Raw genomic sequence first — 7,900 nt, forward strand, 5'->3', positions numbered from 1 at the left:
GCAAAACACGCGGCCGTCCCCGCAAGACCGCCGAAGCCGCATAGACTGTCAGCGATCTCCCGACAACACAGTGTCAGGGATGTCCCCGGACCGTACATTTTCAGTTGGCAGAAATGGCCCTATTTTCGGTCGGCGTTAACATCGCCCGGCGCCGCGGCAAAAAACGCGCCATCGTCGCCGTGGGACGCTCCATCCTGACCATCATCTGGCACCTGCTCACCGACCCGGCCCCCGGTTCCGCGACCTCGGCGCCGACCACTACAGCCGCCGGCTCAACCCCGACGCCGCCAAACACGCCCACATCCGCCAGCTCCAGGCCCTGGGCTACACCGTCACCCTCACTCCCGCCGCATAACCGGCTATGGCCATCCCAACCGGCATGGCCATCACCTGTCGGCAGCAGTCCCCTGCCCACAAGGGGGCGGACAGGTCACCTTATTTTCCGATCAGTCCCGGATGGCTCCGATTCTCCCTGCCGGGACAGCTGTCGGCTCACCACCTCGGTTAGGCTGGCGGGCCCAACCCTGATCGAGAGCGGACAGCTGACCCAAGTCAAGATGGATGGTGTGGAATTTCCACTGCCCGTCGACCTTGACGAATGTGTCGCGATATCGACCCGAGATGACCACCGAGTCATTACTGGTGCCGTGGGGCGAGGGAGTGATGTTGAGCTCGAGCAACACCCACTCGCCGGTGGCTGTCTGGCCATCCGGGGAGATCTCGACCACGGGATTGGTCATGAAGTGGACTGACCAGAGTATCGGCAACGAGTCGACGCCCTGGTCGAAGTGTCGGTAGATCTCATCGCGTCCGCGATTCTCTCCCCAGAGGCTGCTACTCCACTTGACATCGTCCAGATCCGCGTAAAGCGCGAGGACCTCGTTGGCGTTCATGCCATCATCGCAGATTCCTGCATACTGGTTCTTCAGATTCCGAATCGACTCGGCATCTTCCAGCCGCGCCACGCGTGCCTCAATCGAAAGTTCTTCGTTCATGGTGTCCTCCTAGCCTGGTCTTCGCTTGGGCGTTATGGTGCAAGCCTCGCCCCCGCCACGAGCGACTTTTGAGTTGTGGTTGCTGCCGTCGTCGGATCCCTGCGATGTCCAGAACATTCTTGGGTGTTCTGTTTTGACTGGGGAGAATTCCTTCCCCGCGGAGGCATAGATGCATCGTCAGACTCTAATACCTTGACCATACGTTTAGTGGCTAAACCCGGTGGGAAATTGGGCCTGCCAGCACGATCCAGGCGCGATGCCATCGGTCGCCGCCGTCTTCGGCGTCGTGCCTTTTCGGGAATTCGGATTGAGCGGAAGATGTCATCCATCGGAGCCGACGACGTCAGTTGGTCGGCGAGGTCCTTCTGCCGACGACAGCACTTCTCACGCTTCGGACTGATCGCATTCTGTGAGGGTGTTCTCTTTCAGGTGAAGCTCACCCATCAGGCAGACCGTTTGACAGGCTGGCGAAGGGATCCAGACTCACGGGCGGAGGATCACCGCTCAGGTACGGACACGAGGCTCGGATAATCGGTGTACCCCTGCGCTCCACCGCCGTAGTAGGTAAGCGGGTCGGGCGTGTTGAGCGCGTGATCGCCCGCCAGTCGCTCCGGGAGGTCTGGGTTGGCGATGTAGGCCCTGCCGAATGCGGCTGCGTCGATCAGACCTGCTGCCAACAGGCGTTCGGCCTTCTCCAGGTCGTACGCGCCGGCGCCGATGATCGTGCCGGTGTAAGTGTCCCTGATCTTGCGGCGATAGTCCTCGTCGAGCGCGGGGCCGCCGAACCAGTCCGGCTCCGAGACGTGCAGATAGAGTGTGTCCCGCTGTGACGCGGCGCGTGCGATGTAGAGCCCCATCTCCGCACCGTCGGCGTCGTCAAGCCAATTGGAAGTTCCGAGGGGACTGATGCGCAAGCCGACCCGGTCCGGGGCCCACGCATCGATCGCAGCGTCGAGCACCTCGAGGGTGAGCCGTGCGCGATTCTCGAGACTCCCTCCGTACTGGTCGGTGCGAGAGTTGCTGGTTGACGACATGAACTGTGGCAACAGGTAGCCGTGAGCAGCGTGGATCTCCACGAAGTCGAAGTTCGCTTCTTTCGCGTTCAGGGCCGCTCGACGGTAGTCGTCGACGATGCCGGCGATCTCCTCCGTCCGGAGCGCCCGAGGCGTTGGGCAATTGACGCGCTGCGGCTGGCCATCAGGTCCGCGCAGCGTCGTGCGGCTGCGGTGTGGCAGCGCGCTCGCCGAGACGGGGAGCTCGCCGTTGAGCAGCGACTCGTGAGAAACCCGCCCCACGTGCCACAGTTGGATGCCAATGCGACCGCCGACCTCGTGCACGGCATCGGTGATGCTACGCCAGCCCGCCACCTGGGCAGCGCTGTAGATCCCGGGGGTGTCCATGCATCCCTTGCCTTGCGGGGAGATCTGCGAGCCCTCCGTGACGATCAGCCCCGCTGAGGCCCGCTGGACGTAGTGCTCTCGCATAAGGTCGTTGGGAATGTCGTCCGGTGCCGTTGCCCGCATGCGGGTCATCGCCGGCATAACGATGCGGTTGGGACAGGAGAGCGGGCCGATGCTTACGGGGGAAAACAATGTCATGTCGTAAACCTTCCTTTAGCTCTGCCGCGTCGGATGGCGTCGCGACTTCTCTCAACCTACCGCATGGTTGGCTAGGTGGCCAGTGTGTCTTGGGCGCGGTGTCACGGAAGACAGTATCCCGAAGCGACCGCGTGCTCACCTCCCTACGCAACTGTGTTCGTCCAGGCGTCTTCTGTCGCAAGTGAGTTCCACATCCCTGCGGTAATGACCAGCTCGGCCGTTGCGGACCTAGGTGCCGGCTTCCAAGTCAGCACGATAGTCAGTGACCCGACCGGCCGCCTGGTCGTTATGGCGGAGAGGCGACAATGAGATGAAGATCTGGTTCGATGACTATGAGCGGGGCGAGACCATCCGGAGTCCGTACCTGCGGATGCACGCCGACGAGGTGAGGGCCTGCGCACGGTAGACCCATGACCTCTGAGCGTTCCTGAAGAGCACGCCCGACGACGAGTCGCCGGAGCGCTTCGTGCCTCCGTTGTTCACACTGGCTGTCGGCATGTGCCTGCTCCAGCAGGCGCCGGAGCGGTCGTTCCTGCCCGAGAGGTTGGTCGCCTTCCTTCAATTCGACTTCGTCGAGTTTCACCACGAGTTGACGGTCGGAGACTTCATTTACAGCGCTGCAACTGTCGAAGACCTGATCCCCCGTGGTGAGCGTGGCGAGATCGTCTTCTCGCACTCAACATACAACCAACGAGACGAGCTCATCGTGTCGACCGCTACGGGATGCTCGCCGAGCGGAAGAACTACCGACGTGAAGCAATACTTCGAGGACTACGTGGTCGGGGAGTCAGCGAGCACGTCGGGCCGAACTATCTCGGACGCCGGCTTTTTGCTGCGGGCGGCATTGAGCACGACTACCCGTCGATCCGCTTCGACGCGCACGTTGTGGACGCCTCGCGGTTCGGCGGTCGCATTGCGGCCGGGTCTATCGAACTCAGCCTCTCGGTGGGTATGTTCGCCCAGCACGATTGGAACTGGTACTGGCCGGAGCATGCCATAGCGACCGTGCGGTGGGACGCGATCCGATTCCTGCGCCCGCTTCTAATCGGCGACACAATCTACTGTGAACTACCGTGAACGCCAGATCGCCGAGACCCTCGTCGAGAATGACGACTTCGGGATCTTGGTGCACTCAGTCCGCGACGGGCTTAGGCGTGCTCAGGACCGGGCGTTTGCCAGCCAGAAAGAGGACAAGGAGACCGACGCGCGGATCAGGGCGAAGGCGACGGCGGAGTACGAGAAGACCCGCGCCGCCTCCATCCGTTAGCGCGACCGACGCTGCGAGGTGTCCGGGTTGAGTTCGTCTCAAGACTCGTTCGTCCCGCCGGCGACGTTGATTTGGCGCATCGAGCGTCACGACACGAAGGAGTAGGCACCATGGCAAGAGGACACCGGGCGGTTATCGCTGGGATCGGAGAAGCTCCGCTCACGCCGAGTGGGTCGGGGCGGGCGGTCGATACTATGACGGTCCAGGCCGCGCTGAACGCGTGCACCGACGCCGGCTTGTCACCGCATGACCTCGACGGCGCCGTGAAGTACACGTACGACACCTCGGTTAACACCTTCGCACTGCTGGCCACGCTCGGGGCCAAAGACCTGAATCTCGCGGTCGAGGTGCCCTTCGGCGGCGGGTCGTGCGCGGCGTTGATCGATGCCGCCCGCTCCGCGGTCGAGTCGGGTCAGGCCCGTGCGGTTGTCTGCTATCGCACTGTCAGCGGGGATGACTGGGTCAAGCAGCTGTCGACCGCAGACCCGCAGCGTCCCTACTACATGGACACGCCGTGGTACTTGCGTCCGCTGGGCTGGACCGGGTACCTGGGGATCTTCGCGGCGTTCTACAGTCAGTACGCCGCGCGCTATCCGATGAACCGCGAGGCGCTGTACGCGGCGGTCAATCAGATGCGCCGCAACGCAGCGCTGAACCGGCGCGCAGTCCATACCGGCCAGGTTTCGCGGGACGAGTACTTCGACGCGCCGCTGACCGTCGGCCCGTTCACCCGCTTCGACGAGTTTGCCCTGGCAGACACCAGTTGCGCCGTCGTGGTGGCGCGTGAGGATCTCGTCCGGGGCGCAGGGCTGCAGCCCGTTGAGATCATGGCGTCGGCCCAGTCGCACGGTCCGGACCCGCGTGCATACTTCGACTCAAGGGTGCTGACGTCGAACCTGGACAGCCCGTCCACCTGGGTGGCGAAGAAGCTGTACGAGCAGAGCGGGCTGACAGCCGGCCAGATTGACGTGGGCCTGGTCTACGACTGCACCAGCTTCACCCTGCTCCTCGTCGCCGAGCAGTTCGGGCTGTGCGGTCCCGGCGAGGTGGCTGAACGCATCATCGCCGGAGACTTCGCCCCGACCGGCTCCATGCCGCTCAATCCGCACGGCGGTGACACAGCGGGCGGCTACACGCACGGGTTCCGCCATGTCCTCGAGGCAGTGAAGCAGGTCCGGGGCACGGCGGACAACCAGATCCCGGACGCTGAGGTGGCCCTGGTCGGCGGCCCGCAGGCGGGACCGACCTCGGGCCTCATCCTGCGCCGCTCTGCGCGGTAGCGAGAAGCATCATTCAAGCGGGGATCGGACCGAGTCTGCCCCGATCCCCGCTCTTGCAACGGATCAATTCGGGGGCGTCTGCCGTACCGGGACCAGTTTCGGAGCGCTTCGGATGCCGCGCTCTTTGAGCTCGTTCTCGATCGTGGAGCGCAGCACCGGCTTTCGGATCTTCGTGCTGGACATGGGCCATTCGTCGACGAAGCGTACGTAACGAGGGACCTTGTACGTAGCGATCGATCCCAAGCAGTAGTCGATCAGTTCCTTCTCGGTCAAGGCGACACCAGGCTGTGTCTCGATGAAGGCCGCCGGGACCTGCTCGTACACGTCATCGGGTGCGGCTACGACGGCAGCGACCTTCACAGAGGGATGCCCGAGTAGGAATGCTTCCACGTCTGCCGACGAAACGTTTTCACCGCCGACCCGCAGTGTGTCTTTCAGCCGGTCGACGAACGTGACCCGTCCACCTGTGTCGAGGTGACCGCGATCGCCGGTGTGGAACCAGCCATCGGCATCGATGACCGTCGCGGAGTACTCGGGATCGTTGTAGTACCCCTTGAACAGCAGGGTCCCGCGGATCAAGATCTCACCGTCGACCCCGGGGTCACAGTCTTGGCCCGTTACAGGATCGACGACCCGGAGTTCGTTGCCTGGCAGGGGGGTGCCTCCGGTGGTCATGCGGACGTCGAGCGGGTCGGTCGGCAGGACCATGGCGAAATGCCCGGTCCCTTCGGTGAGCCCGTAGTTGGTAAGCAGAATCGATTGGGGTACTAAGGCTTGGAGGTGTCGCAGCCGCGCTTCGCTCCCTGCGGTGAAGGTAATTCGGAGCGCGCTCAGGTCCGACTCCGCGAAGCGAGGGTGCTCGACGATCGGACGCCAGATGGTTTCCATTCCCATCTGCGCGTGTGTGCACCGTTCGTCGACGAGTTGGTCGAGACTGACGTCGGCGGAGAAGAACCCGGCATGGACGAAGCTCGCGCCGACCGTCAGGCACTGCGTGAACGAGGTCAGTCCACCGTTATGGTGCAACGCGATCGGGCACCAGAAAACATCGCCCTCCTTTAACAGGTAACGGGTCTCGGCGAGGGCACGGGCCTGTTCCAATACGCTTCCGTGCGTAATCAGGCAGCCCTTCGCCGCTGAGGAGGTGCCAGACGTGAACATGATGTACGCGATGTCGTCGGGGCCAATGACATCGTCGTCGATTGGCGCGACCTCGTCGCTAGGGATTTGCCCTTGGTCGTCCAAGACCTGTGGGGATGTGAATCCAGAGGGCACGGGGCCTTCGCCGGATCCGAGCAGCACGATTCTCCTCAGCTCGGGAGCCTCCTCAGGCGCCGGGTACTCGGCACCGACACCTGCAGGTGCGTCTGCCAAGCTCGGCAACGCGTCCGTTATCGTGCGAACGAGGTTCAGTGAGGCTATCGCGAACTCGGTCGTCACGAGCACCCTCACGTCCGCGTGGCGGAGGGCATGACGCACTTCGGTCTCTTTCCAGCGCTCGCTCATCGGCACCACGACGCACCCGGCGCGAGCGGCGCCGAGGATGGCGGCAGCCAAGTCCACGCAAGGGGGGAGCATGACGGCAACCTTGTCGCCCGGCTCGGCACCGGCAGCGCGGACAAGCCGCGCCATGGCGCTGGCACGCTCGTGCAGTTCGGCGTAACTAGCCCTCTCGTCCGGGAAGACGATCTCTGCCCGCGGCCACCGCTCTGCGGCTCGTCGCATTAAAGTGCCAAGGCTTCGTATGTCGCTCTTCGTTTGGTTCGGCATTGTTGCCATCCTCATCGCCTTTCGTCGACGCGCGTCGAGCGCGGTGCCGGAATCTATAACGCGGGTGCCGCGATCCGCACCGGTTGTTTGGTTGATAGTGGCAAAGCCGGGTCTTTTGGTCAAGTAGTTCATATCAACCTATCGGTAGTTTGACCGGCTTGGGTGGCGGGGGTTATGATTCGATCGAGTCTTCCACGCGACGCCAGGGCCTGGCGAAGAGGTGGATGCGATTAGCGCCGTGAGGCACATGAGAGTGGAGGGGCACAGCATGGGAAACATCTATGAAGAAGTGCGAAACTATCTCGGTCAATATACACACTGCATGGACGCCGGTGACTTCGCGGCAATGGGCGCATTGTTCGGTGATGCTCGAGTATATGACGCGCACGGCAATCTGTTCGCGGAGGGTGCCGAAGAAATCGAGAAGTTCTGGCTCTCCGCGCTCCACCTGTATGACGGTGTGCCCCGGACCCAACATGTGACGACCAACATCGTTATCGACGTGGCCCCCGACGGTCGCAGCGCAGAGGCGCGTTCCAGCGCGGTAGTTTTCCAGGCTGCACCGGATCAGGAGCTCCAACCCATCGTAACGGGTGGCTACGTCGATCAGTTCGCCTATGATGACGACGACGTGTTGCGCTGGGTGGAGCGACGGAACCTCGTTAACCTGGTCGGTCATATCTCCCGCCACCTGCGTCGCGACTGAGCTATGGCTGCGAGCGAAGCGAAGCCGCCGCCGTGTACCCACGCCGCTCGTGGCCGACTTTCGTGCCGCCCCAAATCTGGGTGATTCGGGCGTCCGAGCTGGGCTGACCGCCGTGCTGGTAATTCGTCCAGACTGCCTCCGTCGGTAAGCTCATCATGAACTGGCATCTGTCGCGGCACCGCACGAGAGGGCCGCGGAGCATGACGCGCTGGCGCCCCCGTCGACGGAAAGGTCAGCACGGGTTCGGGCGCGCGAACCTTACTCCCCTATAGGTTCCCGATGGG

Annotated in this window: 7 protein-coding genes; 4 read left to right on the forward strand and 3 right to left on the reverse strand. The window is 63.2% G+C overall.

Features of this window, described 5'->3' with window-relative positions; genetic code table 11:
* Positions 1-446 precede the first annotated feature (446 nt).
* Positions 447-995: a nuclear transport factor 2 family protein gene (locus tag AC5RW2_RS39030; protein ID WP_493986648.1), complete on the reverse strand. Its 549-nt coding sequence runs from the start codon at positions 993-995 to the stop codon at positions 447-449.
* A 497-nt stretch (positions 996-1,492) separates the two neighbouring features.
* Complete coding sequence (nemA, locus tag AC5RW2_RS39035; RefSeq protein ID WP_493986649.1) at positions 1,493-2,593, reverse strand: N-ethylmaleimide reductase; 1,101 nt, start codon at positions 2,591-2,593, stop codon at positions 1,493-1,495.
* Positions 2,594-3,316: 723 nt separating this feature from the next.
* Here nemA and AC5RW2_RS39040 point away from each other — a divergent pair.
* From AC5RW2_RS39040 to AC5RW2_RS39050, 3 genes are all read left to right on the forward strand, one after another.
* The gene (locus tag AC5RW2_RS39040; RefSeq protein ID WP_493986650.1) at positions 3,317-3,670 is read left to right on the forward strand and encodes a MaoC/PaaZ C-terminal domain-containing protein; all 354 of its coding nucleotides are present in this window, start codon (positions 3,317-3,319) and stop codon (positions 3,668-3,670) included.
* On the forward strand, positions 3,657-3,860 hold the full coding sequence (locus AC5RW2_RS39045) for a hypothetical protein (protein ID WP_494075190.1): 204 nt from the start codon (positions 3,657-3,659) through the stop codon (positions 3,858-3,860). Before AC5RW2_RS39040 ends, AC5RW2_RS39045 begins: the two co-directional genes overlap by 14 nt.
* A gap of 194 nt (positions 3,861-4,054) precedes the next feature.
* Positions 4,055-5,140 carry a thiolase C-terminal domain-containing protein gene (locus AC5RW2_RS39050; RefSeq protein ID WP_494075191.1) on the forward strand — a complete coding sequence of 362 codons (1,086 nt, stop codon included), beginning with the start codon at positions 4,055-4,057 and terminating at the stop codon, positions 5,138-5,140.
* Positions 5,141-5,203: 63 nt separating this feature from the next.
* Here the strand turns inward: AC5RW2_RS39050 and AC5RW2_RS39055 are convergent, their stop codons facing one another.
* Positions 5,204-7,042 carry a class I adenylate-forming enzyme family protein gene (locus AC5RW2_RS39055; RefSeq protein WP_494032760.1) on the reverse strand — a complete coding sequence of 613 codons (1,839 nt, stop codon included), beginning with the start codon at positions 7,040-7,042 and terminating at the stop codon, positions 5,204-5,206.
* 136 nt (positions 7,043-7,178) lie between these two features.
* Here AC5RW2_RS39055 and AC5RW2_RS39060 point away from each other — a divergent pair, with 136 nt between their 5' ends.
* Positions 7,179-7,616: a nuclear transport factor 2 family protein gene (locus AC5RW2_RS39060; protein ID WP_494032761.1), complete on the forward strand. Its 438-nt coding sequence runs from the start codon at positions 7,179-7,181 to the stop codon at positions 7,614-7,616.
* Positions 7,617-7,900: the final 284 nt, after the last annotated feature.

It is taken from the genome of Arthrobacter sp. B0316-1-20, from assembly GCF_059091865.1.